Raw genomic sequence first — 20,158 nt, forward strand, 5'->3', positions numbered from 1 at the left:
GTCAAGCGCACTAAATCAGGCGTCCTGGGGCAGGCGCGCGATGAAATGCCCCTTCATCCCCTCGGGCCAGTCGCGATACGGCACGGCGCCGTCCGGGCTGGCGGCGTAACGGCGCGCGAAGTCGACGATGGCCTCGGCGGCGTCAGCGGTCGGCGCGAAGGTTCCGGCCAGGTAGGCGGGCTTTCCGCCCTGCGCCAGATAGACTGTGCAGTGACTGCGGCAGGCCCACAGGCAGGCCTGCTCCTCGATCCGCAGTTCGGGCGCGCGTTCCGCCGCCGCCGCCACAGCCTGAAGCAGCCGCAGCCCGCCGGAGACGCCGTCCGCATCGACCGGCTCGTCCGGCGACAGGCGGCAGGTGGTGCAGACCACCAGTCGCGCCATCGTCTGGCGCATCAGAACTCCACCCCGGCCTGAGCCTTCACCCCGCCGCGGAACGGGTGTTTGACCATCTGCATGTCGGTGACGAGGTCGGCCGCCTCGATCAGGGCGTCCGGAGCGTTGCGGCCGGTGATGACGACGTGGGTGTCGGTCGGGCGCGCGGCCAGAACCTCCAGCACCTCCTCAACCGGCAGATAGTCGTAGCGCAGGGCGATGTTCAGCTCGTCGCAAACGACCATCTTCCATTCCGGGTCCATGATGCGGGCCTTTGCGGCCTCCCACGCGCGGCGGACGTTGGCGATGTCGGCGGCGCGGTCCTGGGTGTCCCAGGTGAAGCCCTCGCCCATCGGCCGCATCTCGACCAGATCGGGAAAGCTGTCGAACAGGGTCTGTTCGCCCGTCTCCATCGCCCCCTTGATGAACTGGATGATGGAGGTCTTCATGCCGTGGCCGATCATGCGACAGACCATGCCCATGGCCGCCGTCGACTTGCCCTTGCCCGTCCCGGTGTGGACGATGACCAGGCCGCGCTCGACCGTCTTGGACTGCATCATCCGGGCGCGGGCGGCCTGGACGCGCTTCATCTTCTCGGCGTGGCGGGCGTTCAGTTCGGCGTCGTGCGGATCGCTCATCGGCGGTCGTCTCCTTCAGCGGTCAGGTCCAGTTCAAAGGGGGCGCCCCAGTCGGTCTCGGCGCCCCGGCCGATGGCCTCGACAGCGCGGATCATGGCGCCGTCGCGGTCCAGCAGGCGGTCGGCGTGGGCGACAATCAGGGCGTTGGGCGTGGCGGTCGGCGCGGCGTCTCGCAGACGCGCGGCCCACGCCTCCTCGCGCCCCGGCGCGGTGTGGGCGCAGGCGATGACATAGGCCGCCGCCGTCGAGCGGCTGACCCCCGCCCAGCAATGGATCAGCAGGGGCCTCGCCCCGCTCCACCCGTCTGCAAAGGCAAGCAGGGCCTCGACGTGTTCGAGAGACGGCGCGACCAGCCCCGCGCGCGGGACGGCGATGTCGTTGAAGCGTAGGTCCAGTCGATGCTCGGCCTCAAAGGCCGCGTCAGCCCCCGGCGAGGCCAGCGTCACCAGATGCGACGGTCGATGCTCGACCAACAGCCGCTCGACCTGCGGCAGGGGCGATACGATCAACCTCATGACGCCAGCAACGCCGCGACGCCTAGCAGGAAGCCGACCTCGAACATCTGTTCGACCGCGCCCAACACGTCGCCGGTGCGCCCGCCGATCAGCCGCTGCGCCTGCCAGGCCGGAACCGCGCCGACGACCAGTCCCGCCGCCACGCCGACCGCGCCCGCCATGACCGGCAGCAGGGCCAGCGGCCACAGGGCGACCAGAACGGCGACCGCCAGCCCCGTCATCGAGGCGCGGTCCGGCTTGCCCTCCTTGGCCATGCCGGGATCGCCGCCATAAGGCATCAGCGCCATCGCTCCGACCGCCGCCGCCCGGCCCAAGCCATGCGAGGCGACCAGCGCCACAACCGCCATCCACGGCGACAGGCCGACCAGCATCGCCAGCGCCGCGACCCGCAACGCCAGCGTAAGCCCCAGCGTCAGCGCGCCATAAGAACCGAGACGGCTGTCCTTCATGATCTCCAGTCGCCGCGCCCGCGTCTGTCCGCCGCCGAGGCCGTCGGCGGTGTCGGCCAGCCCGTCCTCGTGGAAGCCGCCGGTCATCGCCACGCCCGCCGCCACGGCCAGCAGGGCCGCGATCCACGGGCTCCAGACCTGGGCCGCGCCATACAGGATCGCCGCCGCGATCAGGCCCACCACCTGCCCGACCAGCGGGAACCAGCGCGCGCTCTGCTGGATCCATTCGGGCTGGAAGTCGCGCAGCGGCGGCGTCGGCAGGCGCGTCAGGAACTGCAGGGCGCAGACGAACAGCCGCGCCTCGCGCCCGATCATCGCGCGGCCTCCAATATGTCCTTCAGCTCGGCCACGTCGGACAGCAGGGCGCAGGCCGCCTTCAACAGCGGCACGGCCAGCAGCGCGCCCGTCCCCTCGCCCAACCGCATGTCGAGGCCCAGCAGGGGTTGCGCCTCCATGGCCTCCAGCATCCGACGATGCCCCGCCTCGGCCGAAGCGTGGGCGAAGATGCAGTAGTCGCGCGCGTTCGGCGCCAACCGGATCGCCAGCAGGGCCGCCGCCGAGCCGATGAAGCCGTCGACGATGACCGGAACGCCCGCCCTGGCCGCGCCCAGCAGGGCCCCAGCCATCATCGCGATCTCGAAGCCGCCGAACTGGCTCAGCACCTCCAGCGGCGCCGTCGCGTCCGAGCGGGCGGCGGCCTGGGCCAGCACGGCCTGCTTGCGCGCCAGCCCCTCGGGCGAATGCCCCGCCCCCTGCCCCACGCAGTCGATCAGCGGCGCGGGCGCCAGCCGGTGCATCAGCAGGGCGGCCGAGGCGCTGTTGCCGATGCCCATTTCGCCGAGCGCGATCACATCGGCGCCGTCGTCGATGGCGGCGCGCGCCATGGCGGCGCCTTCCAGCAGGGCGGCCTCGGCCTGATCGGGCGTCATGGCCGGTTCGACCGAGGCGTCTTTCGTGCCCGGCGCGACCTTGGCGTGGATCAGCCCCGCGCGGTCCGACAGGTCAGCGGCGACGCCTGCGTCGATCACCTGCACCTGCGCGCCGACGACCTTGGCGAAGGCGTTGGCGCTGGCCCGCCCCGTCAGCAGGGTGTCGACCATGGCCACGGTCACGCCCGCCGGATAGGCCGCCACGCCCGAGCACGTCAGGCCGTGATCCCCGGCGAAGACCAGTAGCACCGGCTGGCTCACGGCCGGGCGAAGCGCCCCCTGAATCAGACCCAGCGTCAGGGCCAGATCCTCGATCCGGCCCAGGGCGCCGACCGGCTTGGCCTTGCCGTCCAGCGCCTGCCGCAGCGGCGCGCGCAGCCCCTGATCCAGCAGCGGCACGGAAAGAAGGTCGGTCAGTTCGGTCATGTCAGTCCTGCGATCCGGGCCAGCGCCGGAATGTCGAAATGGGTTTCCAGAACGGCAGCGATGCGGTCCAGCGCCTGATCCACCCGCGCGCCCTGATCCACGCCGTCGGATACGGCCCCAACCTCCGCCAGCAGAGCCGCCCGCGCCTCGGTCCGGTCGAACAGGCCGTGGACATAGAGGCCCGCGATCCGTCCATCATCAGAGCGTGCACCGTGCGCCGCCCCGTCGATCATGGCGACCGGGCGGGCCATGTCCGGGCCGTCGGTGCGGCCGATGTGAATCTCATAGCCTTCGATCGCCGCGCTCGAAGGCGTCAGCCTTCCAGCGACCCGGCGCAGGGTCTTAGCCCCCGCCAGCACCGTCTCGACGTCTAGCAGGCCCAGCCCCGGCGCCGATCCCGCCACGCCCTCGACGCCGTCAGAGTCGCTGATCGTCCGGCCCAGCATCTGATAGCCGCCGCACACGCCCAGCACCCGCCCGCCGCGCCGCACATGGGCGGCGATGTCCACGTCCCAGCCCTGCGCGCGCAGGAAGGCCAGATCGGCCAGCGTCGCCTTGGTCCCCGGCAGGATGATCAGGTCGGCATCGCCCGGCAGGGCCTGCCCCGGCGGCACGAAGCCGAAATCCACGCCCGGCTCATGCCTCAGCGGATCAAAGTCGTCGAAATTGGCGATGCGCGACAGCATGGGCACGGCGATCCGCACCTTGCCCCCGCGCTCGCCGCCCGAACGCTCCAGCACCACGGCGTCCTCGGCCGGAAGCGCCCGTGCGTCCGCCAGCCATGGCGCCATGCCCAGATCGACCCAGCCCGTGCGTCGCGTGATCTCGGCCCGCCCCTGATCGAAAAGGGCCGGATCGCCGCGAAACTTGTTGATGATGAAGCCCCGGATCATGGCCCGGTCCTCGTCGTCCAGCACCGCATGGGCGCCGACCAGAGAGGCGATCACATGGCCCCGGTCGATGTCGCCGACCAGCACCACAGGCACGTCCGCCGCGCGGGCGAAGCCCATGTTGGCGATGTCTCCGGCGCGCAGGTTGGTCTCGGCCGGACTGCCCGCCCCCTCGACGATCACCAGATCGGCCTCGGCCTGAAGACGGCGGAAGCTGTCCAGCACCACGTCCAGCAAGGCGGCCTTGCGATCCTGATAGCCTCTGGCCTGCCACACCCCCTCGACCTGACCGCGCACGACCAGTTGGGCGCCGGTGTCGCTCTGCGGCTTCAGCAGGACAGGGTTCATGTCGACCGTCGCCGGCGTGCGGCAGGCCAGCGCCTGAAGCGCCTGAGCGCGGCCGATTTCGCCGGTGCGGCCTGCTTGGTCAGGCGCGGTGACGGCGGCGTTGTTGGACATGTTCTGCGGCTTGAACGGCCGTACCGTCAGACCGCGATTGGCGAAGACGCGACACAGCCCGGCGACCAGCACCGACTTGCCCACGTCCGAGCCGCAGCCCTGGATCATCAGCGCGGCCATGCGAAGCCCCCGGCGATCAGCAGCATCAGCAACAGGGCGCAGGCGACGCCGTAAACCTTCAGCCCGCGTTTCAGGTCATGGGCGGACGGCGGCGCCCAGTCGCCGAAGACAGGTCGATCGGTCATGACGCCGTCATAGCGGACCGGCCCGCCCAGTCGAACCCGCAGAGCGCCCGCCATGGCCGCCTCGGTCCATCCGGCGTTGGGCGAGGCGTGCTTGCCCGCGTCGCGCCACATGATGCGCCAGCCCTGCCCGCCGCCCAGGGCGATCAAGGCGCCCGCGATCCGCGCCGGTATCCAGTTCATCACATCGTCGGTGCGCGCCGCCGCCCAGCCGAAGGCCCGCCAGCGCGGCTCCATATGGCCGATCATGCTGTCAGCGGTGTTGATCGCCTTATAGACGAACAGCCCCGGCAGGCCGCCGATCACGAACCAGAAGACCGGCGCGACCACGCCGTCGCAGAAGCTCTCGGCCAGGCTTTCCAGGGCGGCGGTCGCGACCTCGCCCTCGTCCATCGCCTCGACGTCCCGGCCGACGATCATGCCGACCGCCAGACGCGCGGCGGGCAGGTCGCCCGCCTTCAGCGGCAGGGCCACGGCGCGGACGTGATCGAACAGGCTACGCGCCGCCAGCCCCGTCGCGCCGCAGACCAGAAGCAGCGCCAGCCCCGGCCAGAACGACGCTTGAACGGCTACAGCCTGCACGCCCCAGCCCGCGCCGCCCGCAACGGCGATCAGGATCAGCACCGTGACGACGCCCAGCGCGCGGCGCGCGCCCTCTGGCCGTTCCGCCCTATTCCACCATCTTTCCAGCACCACGATCAGGCCGCCGATCCACGCCACCGGGTGCGACAGGCGGCGCGGCCAGCCGAAGACGCCTTCCACCAGCAGGGCGCCCACGACGATCCACGGCGGCGGCAGGCTGCTAACGGGCACGGCTGACCATTTCCAGCACCGGGCCGCGCACGCCGTCCAGGGTGCGCGCCTCGACGCCGTACGCGGCTTTCAGCACCGCGGGCGACAGGGCCTCGGCCGGGGCGGCGTCGGCCAGCACTCGCCCCTCGGCCAGAACGATCACCCGATCCGCCACGCGCAGGGCGGCGTCGAGGTCATGCAGGGTCAGGACCACGCCCCGCCCCTCTTCATCCGCCAACCGTCGAAACAGGTCGCAGGCGTCCAGCACATGGCCGGGATCGAGCCCCGCCAGCGGCTCGTCCGCCAGAAGCCATTGCGGCTCTCCGGCCAGGGCGCGGGCGATCATGACGCGCGCCCGCTCGCCGCCCGACAGGGTCGAGACGACACGGTCGGCGAACGCCTCCACCCCCGTCACAGCCATGGCGCGGGCCACGGCGGCGCGGTCGTCCGCCCTCAAACCCCAGGCGCCGACGTAGGGCGTGCGGCCCAGGCCGACGAAGGTGCGCCCCTCGACCGCCCAGGCGATCTCGGCGTTCTGGGGCAGGTAGGCGATGCGACGCGCCCGCGCGCGCGGCGCCAGGTCGTGCAGCGGCCGCCCGTCCAGCGTCACTCGGCCCGCGTCGGGCGCCCGAAGCGCCGCCAGACAGTCCAGCAGCGTCGACTTGCCCGCCCCGTTCGGTCCGACGATCGCCGTCACCAGCCCCGGCGCGAAGGCCGCGCCGACGCCGTTCAGCACCGCCTTGTCGCCCAGGCGGACGGACAGGTTCTCCGCGCTCAGGATGCTCATGCCAGCTTCCTTCTCATGCTGATCAGCAGGGCCAGGAAGAAGGGGCCGCCCAAGGCCGCCATGGCCACGCCCAGCTTGATCTCGGTCGAGGCGGGCGCCAGCCGCACCAGAATGTCCGCCGCCAGCGTCAGGGCCGCCCCGCCCAGGGCCGAGGGCAGCAACAGACCGCTGGGCCGGGCGCCGATCAGGGGCCGCAGCAGATGCGGCACGATCAGGCCGACGAAGCCGATCGACCCCGTCACCGCCACCGCCGAGCCGACCGCCAGGGCCGCCCCCAGCGCCAGCATCATGCGCCCGGCATCCAGCCGCACGCCCAGCGACCGCGCGCCCGCCTCGCCCAGCGTCAGGGCGTCCAGCGTCCTTCCTTGGGTCAGCAACAGCAGACAGCCCAGGATCATGCCCGGCGCGGCCAGCCTCAGTTCGACCACGCTGCGGTCGGCCAGCGACCCCATCAGCCAGTTGACGATCTCGTTCACCGCCCAGGGGTTGGGCGCCAGGTTCAGCGCCAGGGCGACGCCTGCCCCCGCCATGCTCTGGATCACCACCCCGGCCAGGATGAAGGTGACGACGCTGCTGGTCGCGCCCGCCAGGGCCAGAAGCAACAGCACGCCGATGCCCGCCCCGACCATGGCCGCGGCCGGCAAGACCCACGGCGCGCTGGCCGCCGCGCCCAGATAGAAGGTAAGCACCGCCCCCAGCGCCGCCATGGTCGAGACGCCCAGGATCGTCGGATCGGCTAGAGGATTGCGGGTGTAACCCTGCAACGCCGCCCCGGTCAGGCCCAGCACCGCCCCGACTATCAGGGCCAGCACCGTACGCGGCAGGCGCAGCTCGAACAGGATGGCCCAGGCGGGATCGCCGCGCTGGCTCGCCCAGTCGCTCCACGGAATCCAGACGCGGCCCGCGCTCATGCTGGCCACGGACAGGGCGGCGATCAGGAGCAGCAGCCCGATCATCACCAGGGGACGCGGCAAGGTCATGTCAGGGCCTCCAGCGCCGTGCGGCGCGCGCGCGCCAGGGCGGCGGCGGTCTGGATCAGCACCGGCCCGCCGCAATAGAGCAGCTTCTCTTCCAGTTGCGCCTGCACCATCCGGCCGGACAGGGACTTCAGCGCCGGATGGCGCATCACCCGGTCGGCCCAGGTGCGCGAGCCGCGCACCGGCACGCCGCTGAGCAGCACCTGGGGCGGGTCGGCCAGCAGGCGCTCGACCGGCACATTGCCCCATTTGCCCAGGCCGTAGCGGCCGGCGACGTTCTCGAACCCGGCGCGGGTCATCATCTCGTCCATCAGGGTGCCGCGCCCGGCGGAGAAGCCGTTGGGCTGATAGATCAGGGCCGTCAGCGGCGCCGCCCCCGGCGGCGGGGCCGAGGCGGCGATGGCGGCCTCGATGCGCGCGATCAGGGCCTGCCCCCGCGCCGGACGGCCGACCAGGCGGGCGACCTCGCGCACCTGGTCCAGACTGGTCGCCACGCTGTCGGGCACAGAGAACAGCTCTGTCTGAATGTTCATGCGGCCCAGGGCGTTGCGGGTGGCCAGGGCGCTGTGGCGGCTGGTCAGCACCAGGTCGGGGCGCAGGGCGATGACCTCCTCCGCCGTCTCCCAGGTGAAGGGCAAGGTCTTGGCTACCTCGGAAATGGTCGAGCCGACCGGCTCGCGCGCATAGTGGCTGAGGGCCGCGATCTGTCCCCGGTCGGCGACGTGGACCAGGATGGCGTCGAGGCAGGCGTTCAGCGACACCACGCGACGCGGGGCGGCGCCGGCCGCAGCCGGCCCGGCGACCAGCATCGCCCCCGCGCCCGCCAACGCCTGTCGCCGGGTCGCCCTCATGCGAAGGCCTCCAACGCACGTTGAAGACGAGGGAAATCGCGCTCGGCCGGGACGCCGAAGCGCAGGGCGTCGGGCGTGTGATCGAACGGCCGGGTCAGGATTCCCGCCCGACACAGGTGCTGGAACCAGCGCGCGGCATGGGGCGTGCGCGTCATGCGGAACAGGCTGGTCCCGCCGATAATCTGGAACCCTGCCCGCGCCAGCAGGTCGTCCAGCCGGTCAGCCCGCTCGGCCAAAGCCGCCTCAGTCCGGCGCCGCCAGGCCTCGTCGGCGTAGGCGCCGCGCCCCAGCGCCAGGGCGTCGGCGCCGACCGGCCAGTCGCCCTGAAACGCGCGCAGACGCCGGATCAGCTCGGGCGCGGCCAGCATGAAGCCCAGCCGCACCCCGGCCAGACCATAGAATTTGCCGAAGGAGCGCAGGACGATCAGCCCCGGCTCGGCCAGATCCGACACGCTGTCGCCGGGCGCGCAATCGATGAAGGACTCGTCCGCCACCAGCCAGCGCCCCGCCTTGGAGCGCGCCCGCGCCATGGCGATCAGATCGGCCCGCCGGGTCAGGCGGCCGTCGGGGTTGTTCGGATTGACGATGACCAGCACGCCCGCCTGCGACGCCGCCGCCTGATCGGGCGCGATCAGGCGCGTCGCCACGCCCGCCGCCCGCCAGGCTTCGGCGTGGGCGCCGTAGGTCGGGCCGACGACCTCAACCGATCGCACGCCCAGCAGCAGGGGCAGCAGACGGATCGCCGCCTCGGCCCCCGCGACCGCCGCCGTCCGCTCAGGCGCAGCGCCGAAGGCAGCCGCAGCGACGGCCTCCAGCGCCGCCAGGGCGGCGGGATCGGGCAGGCGGTTCAGCGCCTCCTCCGACGCGCGCGGTCCCCGCCACGGTTCGGGATTAATCCCCGTGGACAGGTCCAGCCAGGGCTGCGGCGCGTCGGGATAGGCGGCGGCGGCCGTCATCAGGCCGCCGCCGTGCCGGGTCGCCGTCGTCAGGAACGCGGCGTCCTTCATCACATCAGAACCGGACGCGAACGCCGCCGAACACGCCGCGGCCCGGCGCGCCGTAGTTCAGGACCGTCTGATAGTCCTCGTCGAAGGCGTTCTCGATCCGACCGTAGACTTCGAGGGTGTCGTTGATCGGATAGGAGGCGCGCAGATCGACCAGGGTGTAGGAATCGACCTTCACCGTGTTGGCGTCGTTGTTGAACGTCTCGCCGACGTAACGCACCGCCACGCCCGTCTTCAGACCGAAGGCGAAGGCGTAGTCGGCGGCGAAGTTCGCCATGTGCTCGGGACGACGCGTCAGGCGCTTGCCGTCCGTGGCGCCCGAGGCGCTCTTGGCGTCGGTCCAGGTGTAGTTGGCGCTGACGTTCAGGCGCTCCGTCACATCCACGCGGCCGACCAGTTCGACGCCTTGCGCCTCGGTCTTCTGGACGTTGCGGTAATAGCCCCAGCGGCCCACGCCGTTGACGGTGCACAGCGGGTCCGTCGAGGGCGTCGAGCAGCCGTTGTAGCGGATCTCATTGTTCGCCTGGCGGTTGAAGTAGGTCGCCGAGACGACAGCGCGGTCGAACAGGCGCTGCTCGACGCCGATCTCCCAGCTGTCGAACTCTTCCGGCTGCAGGTTCAGATTGCCGTACTCGCTGTACAGCTCATACAGGCCCGGCGCGCGGAAGCCCTGGCCCCAGCTGGCGCGCACCACCGTATCGCCCTCGTTCAGGGCCCAGGCCGCCGCGACCTGGCCCAGCAGGTTGTCGCCATACTGGGCGTGGTCGTCGTAGCGCAGGCCGCCGGTCAGGGTCAGGCCGTCCAGCACCGTCCACTGAACCTGGCCATAGGCGCTGTTGAGCTCGGCCTCGCCGCGACCGAAGGCCGGGTTCGGGTTCCAGTCGCCGGGCGAGCGGGTCTTCATCTCCGACTTCTCGTGCTCCAGGCCGAAGGTCGCGTTCAGCGCCTCGGTGACGGCGAAGGCGCCCTGATACTCCCAGCGACGGTTCTGGCCCTCGGCGTCGAAGGTCAGGGTCTGGACCTTGTTGTCCGGGTTGAAGTTGCGGCGATCCGTGTCGGTGTGGGCGTAGCCGATGCGGTTGCGGAAACGGCCGTCCAGCAGGTCGAAGTTCAGGCCGGCGTAGGCGACAAGCTCCTGGGTCTTGCCGTATTCGCGGCTGTCGCCGTTGAAGGCGTCGAAATCGTTGCGACCGCTGGACCAGACCGAACGCAGATCCAGGGAGACCGCGTCCGTCACCTTGACGTTCAGGCGGCCCGACAGGCCGGTGTTGGTATAGCCGTCGTCCTCGGTTCCCTTGGCGAAGGCCGAGAAGCCGTCGGTGTCATAGCGGCTGGCCGCCAGGCGCCAGCTCAGACGTTCATTGGCGCCGCCGATCCCGCCGCGGAAATAGGTCGTGCCGCGCGCGCCGGCCTCGGCGTCGAGGCTGCCTTGCAGGGCTTCAGTCGGTTCGGCCGTGACGATGTTGACCACGCCGCCGATGGCCTGGCTGCCCCACAGGGTCGACTGGGCGCCGCGCAGCACCTCGATGCGCGCCGTGTCGCCGACCAGCAGATTGCCGAAGTTGAAGCCGCCCTGCGTCGAGGACGGGTCGTTCAGCTTGACCCCGTCGATCAGGACGACGGTGTGCTGGCTCTCGGCGCCGCGGATGTTGACGCCCGTGGACGTGCCGACGCCGCCGTTGCGGGTAAAGCTGACGCCCGGCGTCTGGGCCAGAAGTTCGACCACGGCCGGGGTCTGGCGCGCCTCGATGGCGGCCTGGGTCAGGACGGTGACCGAGGCGCCGACGCGCTCGATCGGCTGGGCCGAACGGTTGGCGGTGACGACCACATCCTCGACGGCGGTGGCGCCGGCGCGGCCCGCCACATCGGGAGCGGCGGCTTGCTGGTCGAGGACTTCAGCGGCGAAGGCGGGGGCGGCGGCCAGAAGGCTGGCGGCGGCCAGGGTAGCGAATGCGGTCCGGTTCATTCCGGGTCTCCATATGACGACGCCGCGCCGGACCGCCCGTCGCCCGGATGAGCGAAAGCGGCCGCTGACGCGGCTGGTTTACGACTGTCGTCACACGAGTTGCCTCGACCGCCCGGCACATCCCGACCGCACGGAGAACGACGGCGACAGGCAGGTCTCCTGGCTCGCGGATCAAGGCCGGTGCGCGTCGCCTTCCCAGAAGTCGTTCAGGCCGTGGCCTTCCGGACCGCCAGTGGCGTATGACGCGCGGGCTAGCCGCTTACAGTTGCGGGAACAGCCGGAGTTTCACACTCCGTTCCCTTTCAATCCCCTTTCGGGGAACCTGACGCGACCGTGGCAGTAGGACCGCGTGTGGTTCAGGTCAACCGGAGAGACCTCGCATGGCCCTCACCCTGGTTCTCGGCGGCGCCCGTTCCGGCAAGAGCGGCTACGCCCAGCGACAGGCCGAACAGGCCGCAGAGGCGGCGCGTCGCCCGCCCGTCTTCATCGCCACCGCCGAGGCCTTCGACGACGAGATGCGCGACCGCATCGCCCGCCATCAGGCCGAGCGCGGCGATGTCTGGCGCCGGGTCGAGGCTCCGCTGGATCTGGCCGAGGCCGTGCGCGCCTTGTCAGCCGAGGACGTGGCGGTGGTCGACTGCCTGACGCTGTGGCTCAGCAATCAGATGCTGGGCGAACGCGACCTGGTCGCCGCCGTCGACGACCTGACACAGGCCCTGGTCGCCTGCCCCGCCGCGTTGTGGGTCGTCAGCAATGAGGTCGGCTGGTCCCTGGTGCCCGACAATCCGCTGGGCCGCCGCTTCCGCGATGAAGCCGGCCGCCTGAACCAGCGCATCGCCGCCGTCGCCGATACCGCCTGCCTGATCGTCGCGGGGATGCGCCTGCCGCTCCAAAACATATGAAAAAGAGGCCGGGCGAATCACCCGGCCAGTCCAAAACAGAAATAAATAGAGGAAGTATTGCAGGTCGAGATCATTACTCGACCTGCAAAGAACTTAAACTAAATTTAGTGCCTAAGCTCACCGGAAGTGGGGGCAACAGGAGAAATATTGAGGTATCCAGTTGCATAACAAGTCGTCGGAGAACCAGATACGGTAGCAGTTGGATCAGTTACAATACGATTAGGACCCTTACTACCCCAGTAAAGCTTCAACGGCGCGAGAACACCAGTGCAAGTTCCAGCACCAGCCTGAATGTTGACATTCATGCTAATAGAAGCCTCGTCTACACCACCGGAGACAAAATTAATCTTCTGGGCAGGAGGCGGGCTAAGAGGGCGAATCAACGTTCCACAATACATGTGGCCTGGAGAAAAAGTCATGCTAGTAACATAGGCTTCACCAGAAGCATCAACCTCAATAACTGCATCAACATTACAGTCAACGCCATCTATCGTTTGATAAAGAACTAAATTTCCGCTTGCAGTATATGTACCTGGAGCAGTTTGAAAAGATTGAGCACTAGCAACACCAAACCCAGAAATCGACATCGCAGCAGCGACGGAAACTACAGAAAGCATTTTAGTCATAACATACAACTCCATCTTTCATAAGTCGCCCAAATTGGCAAGAAATACACTACACCTAACAGCACAATACTTCAATTTAATTTAGAAGGTTTTTTGTAAAGAAAAACCAAATACTCTCGGATCAAGCGTAAACACATTTGTGGTTAACATAGTATCATCACTGTTAGTGAAAGCATCAACAATAGGCGCATCGTCAAAGACATTCTTTACGTATGCACTTACAGTTAAACCAGTTGAAGGATTCTCTAGAACGAGTGATAAATTCGCGTTTCCCCACCCCTTAAGTCTATCATATTCAGTATTATAGACGCGGAAATAACTTTCTGCTTGCCTATAGTAATCAGCTCTGAAAGTAATACTTGAAGAACCGATATCCCAGACGTATTGAGCGCCGATGTTCGCCGTCCATCGAGGCGAGTTCGGCAGCTCGTTTCCACTGAGGTCCGCCAGGAAGCCGCGGCCGTTATTCGGCGCATCGGTCAGTGGATTATAGGTAATGCCGTACAATGCCCAGAATGGCGTGCCGCCCACAAAGCTCGGATCGAACGAACCATAGTTCTTTGAACCGCCGCACAGGACTTGAAGAGCCAGCTGATTCAGGCTGTCGCCGAATTTGCTGCTTACGATCTTCTCGACAAGCGCAGTCGGCGCCACACAGTTCGACGGCACCTGGACCCAGGGCCTCAACACCATCCAGTCGGGATTTCCCTGAGTGCGGTTCATGACATCGATCGAGCCTTCACCGTCGGCGATCCGCGTCTTCAGGTAACCGAAGTTGCCATCAATCCGGAACCGTGGCGTAACCTGATAATTGAGCTCAAGCTCCAACCCCATGCTTTCCGCATCGAAATTCTCATTCAGGGAAATACGGTCAACGATCTGAGACACTTGATAGTCGGTGTAGTCGTAATAGAAGGCCGTTGCGTTCAAGCGCAGACGGCGGTCCAACAGACTGGTCTTTATCCCGAGCTCATAGGCGTTCAGGAACTCAGGATCGAAAATGCTCGACTGCGGCAGATACTGCACCACCCTCGGGTCGAGGCCCGCACGCGGAGGGTTGGTCCCCCCGCCTTTATAGCCGCGCGCGTAGGACGCATAAGCCATCAGATTGTCAGACGGCTTCCAATCCAGAACAAGTCGGCCCGTCATCTCAGACCAGTTTTGTTCAATGTCCGGCAAGGCTTCAAAGCCCCTGGAGTACGAACCTCCGGTCAAATGACCGTAACCAAAAAGATCCCTGGTCCCTAAAAGCAGCTGCGTCGGATAGGGTGTTGATGTCTTGCTGTCGTCGGTATAGCGCAGGCCAGCCGTCAGGCGAAATTCTTCTGACAGATCAACATACGCCTCACCAAATATGCCATAAGACTCTGTTGTTACCTCATTTTTACTTCTAAAATAATTATGTCCGTCGCCCGCAATATTGTTTATTGAGGATCGATCAACGTAGACACATTCATTCCGGCTTCCATCCACACAGGGGATCGACATGCCACCGCCGGTTGGTTTTAACGGATCTATAGGAATCCTATTATACCAGTACTCAGCTATAAGCGTGAAAACATTATTGAATACATAGTAATCGTCTTTTGTATCGAATTTGAGGTAGTTTACGCCGAGATTAAAATTAAATCTTCCTGAGTAGTTTGACTGCAGCCTGAATTCTTGAAAAAATTGCTCATTTTTTGACTTGCTGAGGTCAACAGCAAGCATTCTTTTAGATGGACCAAGTTGAGGGTCCGTATACACCCCATCCGGCGCCGCATTATAAATACTGCTATGAAGAGGAGTAGGATTTCCCCATGCATCTACAATATCATTGTAGTTGCTCTTGTTAAAAATTTCGTTAGAAACATACCTCATATAATCTTGAGTCGACCAAAAATAGTCTTTTGCATATGTCGTTTGAGACACAAACGTAAGATTGGGAGTAAAGTCGTACTCAATATTTAGCTGGTAAACATCATTATTGGCTACAAATTTCGGATCATAGCTCGTAGATATCTCACGGAGATTCGTTGATTGACTGACACCTTCATAGGGGTTTGTCCCTACATCAACTCCACGTGTTGAAATTTTGACGCCATTTACGAAACGCTGCCCATAACTGACACTACCTGCCGCCCAGATTTGACCCATACTAGTACCATTGGGCGTGCCATAGGCCGCATCTTCATAAAGGCTCCCTGGCAGACAGCCCTGGCTTAAAACCCCCTGCAAGTACTCACTCTTGAGAGTAAAATTTCCTACCTGCGTCGGGCCGTCATCAGTTGTACACAGTTGCTTGCCCGTGCGGGAACGGTTGTCGTCTTCCCCGAAATGTTCCCAGATCAGATTGGCGCGAAAGCGATCCGTCGGTTCCCAGGCCGCGGACAGACGCACAGAATGCAGATCTCGACCGTTGACGTGCGTATCGTTGAAGGAGTTGTAGTCAAATCCATCGCGCTTGGTCAGGCCCGCAGCCGCCCGAAGCCAGAAGGTGTCGGTGATCGGAACATTGACCATCATCTGACCGCGCATCGTTCCGAAATTGCCGGTCTCAGCTTTCAGCATCGCCTCAAAGTCCGGACCGGGCAGTTTGGGGAACATGTTGACCACGCCGGCTGTAGCGTTCCGGCCATAGAGCGTTCCCTGCGGCCCGCGCAGAACCTCGACCCGGTTCACATCCAGATATTCCTGCTCGAACAGGCGGTTTCGGATCAGGGGCGTGTTGTTGAAGCTGACAGCGACAGCAGGGTCAGACGATGCCGAAACCGCCTTGGTCCCGATCCCGCGGATCGAGAAGTTGTACATGCTGAAGTTGCCCTTAGAGAAGGCTACGTTCGGGATGGCGCGCATCAGTTCCGAACCGCCCTCGATCTTCATCGCATCGAGGTTTTCAGCAGAAAAAGCTGACACAGCGATGGGAACGCTCTGAATGGATTCTTCACGCTTCTGGGCGGTGACGATCACGTCGGCGACGCTCGTCGCGTCCTGAACCTGTGCTTCCTGGCTGGCCAGTTGCAGGTCGTTTCCCCCCGCGTCGCCTTGACCCGCGCGCACGAGGCGCACGGCGCTAGGGCCCGCAAACTCCGCGCTGAGGCCCGTGCCGACGAGTAGCCGATCAAGGGCCTCATTCACCGGCAGGTCGCCCGAGACGGCGCGACCACGCAGGCCCAAGGTCAGGGATTGGTCTGCGGCGATCGAGATTCCAGCCTGACGACCGAACTCAAGCAGACTTTGCGACAGCGGAGCGGAGCGGATGTTGAACGACGTCACCGCAGATTGCGCCGCAGCGCCCATGGGCGTCGCCGCAATCATCAGGGCGGCGCATCCCGCCCCCGCCAACATACGCAAACGCGAAAAACCGGCGCGCGAAGGCTGCAATACCATAGGCCTCTCCCTCCCAAGAGATGGTTGTTTTGAGGGATTGACGTTTCAGGCAGCGAATACCCTACCTTCTATGGCGCATTTTTTCAGAAATCGTAAAGAGACTTCAATCCGAAGGCTTGAGGCGATCCTCACGCCCTACATCGCGGATGTGGGCGTCGAGCAGGGTCGCCAGCCGCTGCACCGTGTCAGCACGGTCGTCGATCACCAGCCTCAATGTCACATGACGACGGCCCAAGGACGGATCTGCAGAGACAGGCCGCTCGTAAAAGCGGTTGAGGTCGCGGATCACCTGATCAACCGGCGCGTCCTCATAGGTCAAAACACGCTGGCGCCATTCATCGACTGATGTGGTTGGAATATTCGATATCTTCGCCTGCTTCAGGGTGTGCTCAGTCGTGTCCTGAACTTGAAATCTCTGCCCCGCGCGTAGAAGAACAGGTTTAGCGCCCCTCGCCATTCGGCGCACCTCGACCACGCCTTCCTTAACGGCGACGTCCAGACTGCGGTCACGATTACGGACATTAAACGCCGTGCCGATGGCCCGCACCTCATAGCCGCCAGCACGCACCAGGAAGGGACGCTCAGGGTCTTTTCTGACGACAAAGGTCGCCTCGCCTTCCTTCAAATTCACCACGCGCTCGCGGTCGTTGAGATCATAGCGGGCGCGTGTCACGACATTCAGCGCGACAATGCTGCCGTCCGGCAGTTCCTGGCTACGCTGCTCGCCCACTCCAGTCTCGCTGGAAGTGCGATCCAGCCGCCAGAGAACGCCCGCGCCCAAGCTCACAGTCAGGCCCACCACCAACACAGCCGCAATGGCGGCCCAGCGGCCTCCCACAGGGGCTCTACGTCGGGGCGCCGGAACCATTTCGCCGACGGTGGAAAGCTCGCCCCACACCTCATGCATGCGGTTCAGGGCAGCCTGATGCAGTGGATGCGAACGCCAGGCGTCAAAGGCCTGTCGCTCGTCCAGCGACATGGGCCCTCTCCGCTGAGCGGCGAACCACCTCGCGGCCTCTTGCTGAATTTCGTCGCTTAAGATCATGAACCGGCATGCTGGCGGCGTGTTAAAACCGAACGATTACCACCATAGACGAATGAAAGGCGTTATTCCCTACTCGTCCAGTTCATCTGTCTGCATTTTTTGCACCAATTCCAGCATGGCGGCCGAAAGGTGCTTTTCTACTGCCTTCACGCCTATTCCCATTGCCCGCGCAATCTCAAGATAGCTGAGGCCGTCTATGCGATGCAGAAGAAAGGCTTCGCGACGCCGCCCCGGCATGGTGTCGATGACCGCCAAGGCCCTGCGCAGCCGTTCCGTGGCGAGCAGAACGCGTTCCGGGTCCGCAGAAGAACAAGGCTGCTGTTCATAGGGGCCTTCCGGACGGAACAGTCGCATGGTGCGCGATCGGCTGCGCAACCGATCAATCACCAGATTACGCGCAAGCCGAAAAAGAAGATGCGTCGGGGCGCCGATCGGTTCACGCTCAGCGGTTTCAACAAGCTTCAGACAGGCGTCCTGGGCGAGATCCGCCTCATCGCCATGCACCCGACGCGTGATAGCGCGCAAGCCTTCGGCGCTCGACCGAAAGGTCTCATCCAGATTATCTGGCTTCGTTGCGCGTGCTGGTCGCTCCACCATGGTCTCTCCCCAGACCATTGTTCGCTAAGCCGTCACTGTCTCCAAGCACGCCGACTTCGTCAAGTCACCCTGTCAAATCAGAAGCGGCGCTGCAACGTCAGGCGCACAGTGCGGCCCAGCGGATCCTGCATGTCGCGCCCATAGCCCTGTGCCGTCGATCCATCGCCCCGGCGCGCCTCACGACGCGCATCGAACAGATTGCTGATGTCCAGATTTAGCTGCAGGCCCTCACTGCGGCGACGCGGCGGATTACCCGCTTCATCGTCCGACTTGCTGCGGCTGGACATCATCTGGAAGTTGAACCTCAGGTCGACCGTCGTAAAGGGAGCCATGACAAGGTCGTCCGGCCCATCTTGTCCGCCGATCCGTCGCGTTCGATAGCCCTCCTGCCAGCGAGCCGAAATATTGGCGCCCCATCGCCCCCGCCTGGCGTCGACCAAAACGCTCGCATTCTGTCGCGAAAGCCCTCCACCGTCTCCCTTGAGGCGATCCATCTCAGGCAACCCCGCACGCAATCGGGCGACGTTAGAGAGTTGGAGGCTATGATTTAGCGCGACACGCATGATCGTCGCCTCTTGCCCGACGGCACCTGCAGGCCGCGGGAGATTGAAGTTCAAACCTGTATTCAGGCTTTCGGTCAGGGTCGAACTCAGGTTCAGCGGTCGATAGTCGATACTGACCAAGCGGCCATCGACATCCCTATGAAACCGATCAGGAAAAGCCGCCTCCACGTCTTCGGTCAGTTCCGGCAGGGAGCCGATGCCATTGGTGAACTCGGCACGCGTGTAGCCAAGGTTTCCTGATAATTTCCAGGATGTGAAAGGGCCCAATGATGCAGAAGCGGTCCACCGCTCAGATTCCGGCGGCGTCAGATCTGGATTGCCGCCCCTGATCGGCAGGACTTCAACCGCCTCCCCGGTTCGGAAGTCGAACACCACGATCGGGGTTCCGTAATACTGAGGCTCAGAGCGTTGAATATCCGGGACGCTGTCCGTCGACACCGCCCATTCCCCGTTCAGCCGCACGCCTCTGCGCGGCGTCCAGGTAAGCCCCGCGCTCACATCCTCGCCACTACCGCCGCCGCTCTCTCGCATCCCGGCGCCGAAGGTCGCGGCGACATCTCCCAGACGGTCCGCCCAACCTGCGCCGCCCGACCTCGACAGTGGAATGGTCAGCGCGCCTCTGGCGCTATTCGTCTGGAAACTGCGGATCGTCTTGTCCTGGTTGCGCTCAACCGTCGACCGACTGCCCTGGAAATTAGCAGTCACGTTTGCGGTTACAGGCCCAGACGGCAATTCAATCAGCGAACGCTGCCCCGAACCAGTCAATCCGAGCGACAGAGTATCGCTCGTCATGTCCTGCAAGCCGTCTTCCCGGTTACGGACGATCTGTCCGTTTAGGTTCGTCTGCACCAACCATCCTATGAGATTGCCGCTGGCGCCGCCGGATACCCCCAGGCTGTTTGAACGTCGGCGGCTTTCCACCACGCCGACGCCGACCTGCGCCACCGATCGACTATCCTGAGTCTGGCCATTCAGACCGAAGACTCCCGACCAGTCCCCGAGCCCCCTAGTAAGGCTAAGGTTCGCAGAAATGACATCCGATTGCGGCCGTAACGTCACCCGATCCGCCTCCGGCCCATCTGTCACTAGGGCACGATCCCTTTCCCTCGCGCGAAGCGCCGTATCGCGTGACGCGCGCAAACCAAGCTGGTGCGTATTTCGTCCTGCTATGCCCGAACGGCGCAGGTCGCCAGACAGCGTCGACGTTCCGCCCTGGGTTGGCCGAGACCCCACGACTCGCCCGTCGTAGCTAGAGAACTGTCGCTGCAACACCAGATTGACGACGCGTTGCCCGGGCGCAGCGCCATAGAGTCCTGCCGCTTCGGGCGGCAGGACTTCCGCCCGCACCAGGGCATCAGGGGGAAAGCCCGTATAGGCGCTGACATTAGGCGTCGGCCGCCCATTAATCAGAACAAGAGGTTGGCCGCCAATAGCCAGCGTCTCATCCATCCGCTTCAGAACATCATCGATGCTCCATGCGTCCATGGCGTCAATATCTGCACCGTCCAGCTCGATTTCCGGAGGCGTCAGCGCCGCCCCACGGCGCCCGAACACCTCGACATCCTCGACTTGAACCGGCTCGCCCAAGCTAGGATCGACGCGTGCGACCTGGTCAGGTTTTTTCGTCGCCTCATCAAGCGAAGCGCCGCCCTGCCCCATGACGACAGCGGCGACAAAGGGCAACCACCCCATTCCAATCCTCGCCCGCTACCCACGCCCAAGGATTGAAGCCTTGCGCGTTATTCACGGAACGACAAGC

General features: G+C 65.2%; 18 protein-coding genes and 1 riboswitch. Of the genes, 1 reads left to right on the top strand and 17 read right to left on the bottom strand.

Annotated features, from left to right (window positions below):
• Positions 1-15: 15 nt before the first annotated feature.
• The 12 genes from FM111_RS13870 to FM111_RS13925 are packed head-to-tail and all read right to left on the bottom strand — an operon-like array spanning position 16 to position 11,297.
• Positions 16-393, bottom strand: a complete 378-nt coding sequence (locus FM111_RS13870; protein ID WP_087141510.1) for a DUF1636 domain-containing protein — start codon at positions 391-393, stop codon at positions 16-18.
• Positions 393-1,010 carry a cob(I)yrinic acid a,c-diamide adenosyltransferase gene (cobO, locus tag FM111_RS13875; protein ID WP_087141511.1) on the bottom strand — a complete coding sequence of 206 codons (618 nt, stop codon included), beginning with the start codon at positions 1,008-1,010 and terminating at the stop codon, positions 393-395. Before cobO ends, FM111_RS13870 begins: the two co-directional genes overlap by 1 nt.
• Positions 1,007-1,525, bottom strand: a complete 519-nt coding sequence (locus tag FM111_RS13880; RefSeq protein WP_087141512.1) for a tyrosine phosphatase family protein — start codon at positions 1,523-1,525, stop codon at positions 1,007-1,009. The genes cobO and FM111_RS13880 overlap by 4 nt, the downstream gene beginning before the upstream one ends.
• Positions 1,522-2,289, bottom strand: coding sequence for an adenosylcobinamide-GDP ribazoletransferase (gene cobS / locus FM111_RS13885; protein WP_087141513.1), 768 nt, complete (start codon positions 2,287-2,289; stop codon positions 1,522-1,524). The genes FM111_RS13880 and cobS overlap by 4 nt, the downstream gene beginning before the upstream one ends.
• Positions 2,286-3,329 (bottom strand): nicotinate-nucleotide--dimethylbenzimidazole phosphoribosyltransferase, encoded by a 1,044-nt coding sequence (cobT, locus tag FM111_RS13890; protein WP_087141514.1) that lies wholly within the window; start codon positions 3,327-3,329, stop codon positions 2,286-2,288. The genes cobS and cobT overlap by 4 nt, the downstream gene beginning before the upstream one ends.
• A complete protein-coding gene (locus FM111_RS13895; RefSeq protein ID WP_087141515.1) occupies positions 3,326-4,798 on the bottom strand; it encodes a cobyric acid synthase in 1,473 nt (490 codons plus the stop codon). Before FM111_RS13895 ends, cobT begins: the two co-directional genes overlap by 4 nt.
• Positions 4,786-5,733 (bottom strand): adenosylcobinamide-phosphate synthase CbiB, encoded by a 948-nt coding sequence (gene cbiB / locus FM111_RS13900; RefSeq protein ID WP_256968319.1) that lies wholly within the window; start codon positions 5,731-5,733, stop codon positions 4,786-4,788. Before cbiB ends, FM111_RS13895 begins: the two co-directional genes overlap by 13 nt.
• Complete coding sequence (locus FM111_RS13905; RefSeq protein ID WP_087141516.1) at positions 5,723-6,499, bottom strand: ABC transporter ATP-binding protein; 777 nt, start codon at positions 6,497-6,499, stop codon at positions 5,723-5,725. Before FM111_RS13905 ends, cbiB begins: the two co-directional genes overlap by 11 nt.
• Entirely contained in the window at positions 6,496-7,479 is a 984-nt protein-coding gene (locus FM111_RS13910) for a FecCD family ABC transporter permease (RefSeq protein WP_087141517.1), read from the bottom strand. The genes FM111_RS13905 and FM111_RS13910 overlap by 4 nt, the downstream gene beginning before the upstream one ends.
• On the bottom strand, positions 7,476-8,327 hold the full coding sequence (locus FM111_RS13915; RefSeq protein WP_256968322.1) for an ABC transporter substrate-binding protein: 852 nt from the start codon (positions 8,325-8,327) through the stop codon (positions 7,476-7,478). Before FM111_RS13915 ends, FM111_RS13910 begins: the two co-directional genes overlap by 4 nt.
• Complete coding sequence (gene cobD, locus FM111_RS13920; RefSeq protein WP_087141519.1) at positions 8,324-9,334, bottom strand: threonine-phosphate decarboxylase CobD; 1,011 nt, start codon at positions 9,332-9,334, stop codon at positions 8,324-8,326. Before cobD ends, FM111_RS13915 begins: the two co-directional genes overlap by 4 nt.
• 4 nt (positions 9,335-9,338) lie before the next feature.
• A complete protein-coding gene (locus FM111_RS13925; RefSeq protein WP_087141520.1) occupies positions 9,339-11,297 on the bottom strand; it encodes a TonB-dependent receptor plug domain-containing protein in 1,959 nt (652 codons plus the stop codon).
• Between the two features lie 132 nt (positions 11,298-11,429).
• Positions 11,430-11,638, bottom strand: a riboswitch (cobalamin riboswitch).
• Between the two features lie 39 nt (positions 11,639-11,677).
• On the opposite strand from FM111_RS13925, the gene cobU reads away from it, so the two are divergent.
• A complete protein-coding gene (gene cobU / locus FM111_RS13930) occupies positions 11,678-12,199 on the top strand; it encodes a bifunctional adenosylcobinamide kinase/adenosylcobinamide-phosphate guanylyltransferase (protein WP_087141521.1) in 522 nt (173 codons plus the stop codon).
• A 104-nt stretch (positions 12,200-12,303) separates the two neighbouring features.
• Here the strand turns inward: cobU and FM111_RS16255 are convergent, their stop codons facing one another.
• The 5 genes from FM111_RS16255 to FM111_RS13950 all read right to left on the bottom strand — a co-directional run bounded on the left by FM111_RS16255 (position 12,304) and on the right by FM111_RS13950 (position 20,091).
• Complete coding sequence (locus FM111_RS16255) at positions 12,304-12,825, bottom strand: hypothetical protein (protein ID WP_143276131.1); 522 nt, start codon at positions 12,823-12,825, stop codon at positions 12,304-12,306.
• Positions 12,826-12,906: 81 nt separating this feature from the next.
• Positions 12,907-16,194 (bottom strand): TonB-dependent receptor domain-containing protein, encoded by a 3,288-nt coding sequence (locus FM111_RS13935; RefSeq protein WP_256968324.1) that lies wholly within the window; start codon positions 16,192-16,194, stop codon positions 12,907-12,909.
• Between the two features lie 103 nt (positions 16,195-16,297).
• The gene (locus FM111_RS13940) at positions 16,298-17,239 is read right to left on the bottom strand and encodes a FecR family protein (RefSeq protein WP_087141522.1); all 942 of its coding nucleotides are present in this window, start codon (positions 17,237-17,239) and stop codon (positions 16,298-16,300) included.
• A 69-nt stretch (positions 17,240-17,308) separates the two neighbouring features.
• Positions 17,309-17,836: an RNA polymerase sigma factor gene (locus FM111_RS13945; protein ID WP_179205113.1), complete on the bottom strand. Its 528-nt coding sequence runs from the start codon at positions 17,834-17,836 to the stop codon at positions 17,309-17,311.
• A 77-nt stretch (positions 17,837-17,913) separates the two neighbouring features.
• A complete protein-coding gene (locus tag FM111_RS13950; RefSeq protein ID WP_087141524.1) occupies positions 17,914-20,091 on the bottom strand; it encodes a TonB-dependent receptor in 2,178 nt (725 codons plus the stop codon).
• Positions 20,092-20,158 lie beyond the last annotated feature (67 nt).

It is taken from the genome of Brevundimonas diminuta 3F5N (assembly GCF_900163625.1).
In the GTDB taxonomy this organism is placed as follows: Bacteria; Pseudomonadota; Alphaproteobacteria; order Caulobacterales; family Caulobacteraceae; genus Brevundimonas; species Brevundimonas diminuta_A.

Excerpts from the sequence above, each read along its gene's own strand:
- FM111_RS13870 (WP_087141510.1), bottom strand. The coding sequence starts at position 393 with ATGCGCCAGACGATGGCGCGACTGGTGGTCTGCACCACCTGCCGCCTG.
- cobO (WP_087141511.1), bottom strand. The coding sequence starts at position 1,010 with ATGAGCGATCCGCACGACGCCGAACTGAACGCCCGCCACGCCGAGAAG.
- FM111_RS13880 (WP_087141512.1), bottom strand. The coding sequence starts at position 1,525 with ATGAGGTTGATCGTATCGCCCCTGCCGCAGGTCGAGCGGCTGTTGGTC.
- cobS (WP_087141513.1), bottom strand. The coding sequence starts at position 2,289 with ATGATCGGGCGCGAGGCGCGGCTGTTCGTCTGCGCCCTGCAGTTCCTG.
- cobT (WP_087141514.1), bottom strand. The coding sequence starts at position 3,329 with ATGACCGAACTGACCGACCTTCTTTCCGTGCCGCTGCTGGATCAGGGG.
- FM111_RS13895 (WP_087141515.1), bottom strand. The coding sequence starts at position 4,798 with ATGGCCGCGCTGATGATCCAGGGCTGCGGCTCGGACGTGGGCAAGTCG.
- FM111_RS13905 (WP_087141516.1), bottom strand. The coding sequence starts at position 6,499 with ATGAGCATCCTGAGCGCGGAGAACCTGTCCGTCCGCCTGGGCGACAAG.
- FM111_RS13910 (WP_087141517.1), bottom strand. The coding sequence starts at position 7,479 with ATGACCTTGCCGCGTCCCCTGGTGATGATCGGGCTGCTGCTCCTGATC.
- FM111_RS13915 (WP_256968322.1), bottom strand. The coding sequence starts at position 8,327 with ATGAGGGCGACCCGGCGACAGGCGTTGGCGGGCGCGGGGGCGATGCTG.
- cobD (WP_087141519.1), bottom strand. The coding sequence starts at position 9,334 with ATGAAGGACGCCGCGTTCCTGACGACGGCGACCCGGCACGGCGGCGGC.
- FM111_RS13925 (WP_087141520.1), bottom strand. The coding sequence starts at position 11,297 with ATGAACCGGACCGCATTCGCTACCCTGGCCGCCGCCAGCCTTCTGGCC.
- cobU (WP_087141521.1), top strand. The coding sequence starts at position 11,678 with ATGGCCCTCACCCTGGTTCTCGGCGGCGCCCGTTCCGGCAAGAGCGGC.
- FM111_RS16255 (WP_143276131.1), bottom strand. The coding sequence starts at position 12,825 with ATGACTAAAATGCTTTCTGTAGTTTCCGTCGCTGCTGCGATGTCGATT.
- FM111_RS13935 (WP_256968324.1), bottom strand. The coding sequence starts at position 16,194 with ATGGTATTGCAGCCTTCGCGCGCCGGTTTTTCGCGTTTGCGTATGTTG.
- FM111_RS13940 (WP_087141522.1), bottom strand. The coding sequence starts at position 17,239 with ATGATCTTAAGCGACGAAATTCAGCAAGAGGCCGCGAGGTGGTTCGCC.
- FM111_RS13945 (WP_179205113.1), bottom strand. The coding sequence starts at position 17,836 with ATGGTGGAGCGACCAGCACGCGCAACGAAGCCAGATAATCTGGATGAG.
- FM111_RS13950 (WP_087141524.1), bottom strand. The coding sequence starts at position 20,091 with ATGGGGTGGTTGCCCTTTGTCGCCGCTGTCGTCATGGGGCAGGGCGGC.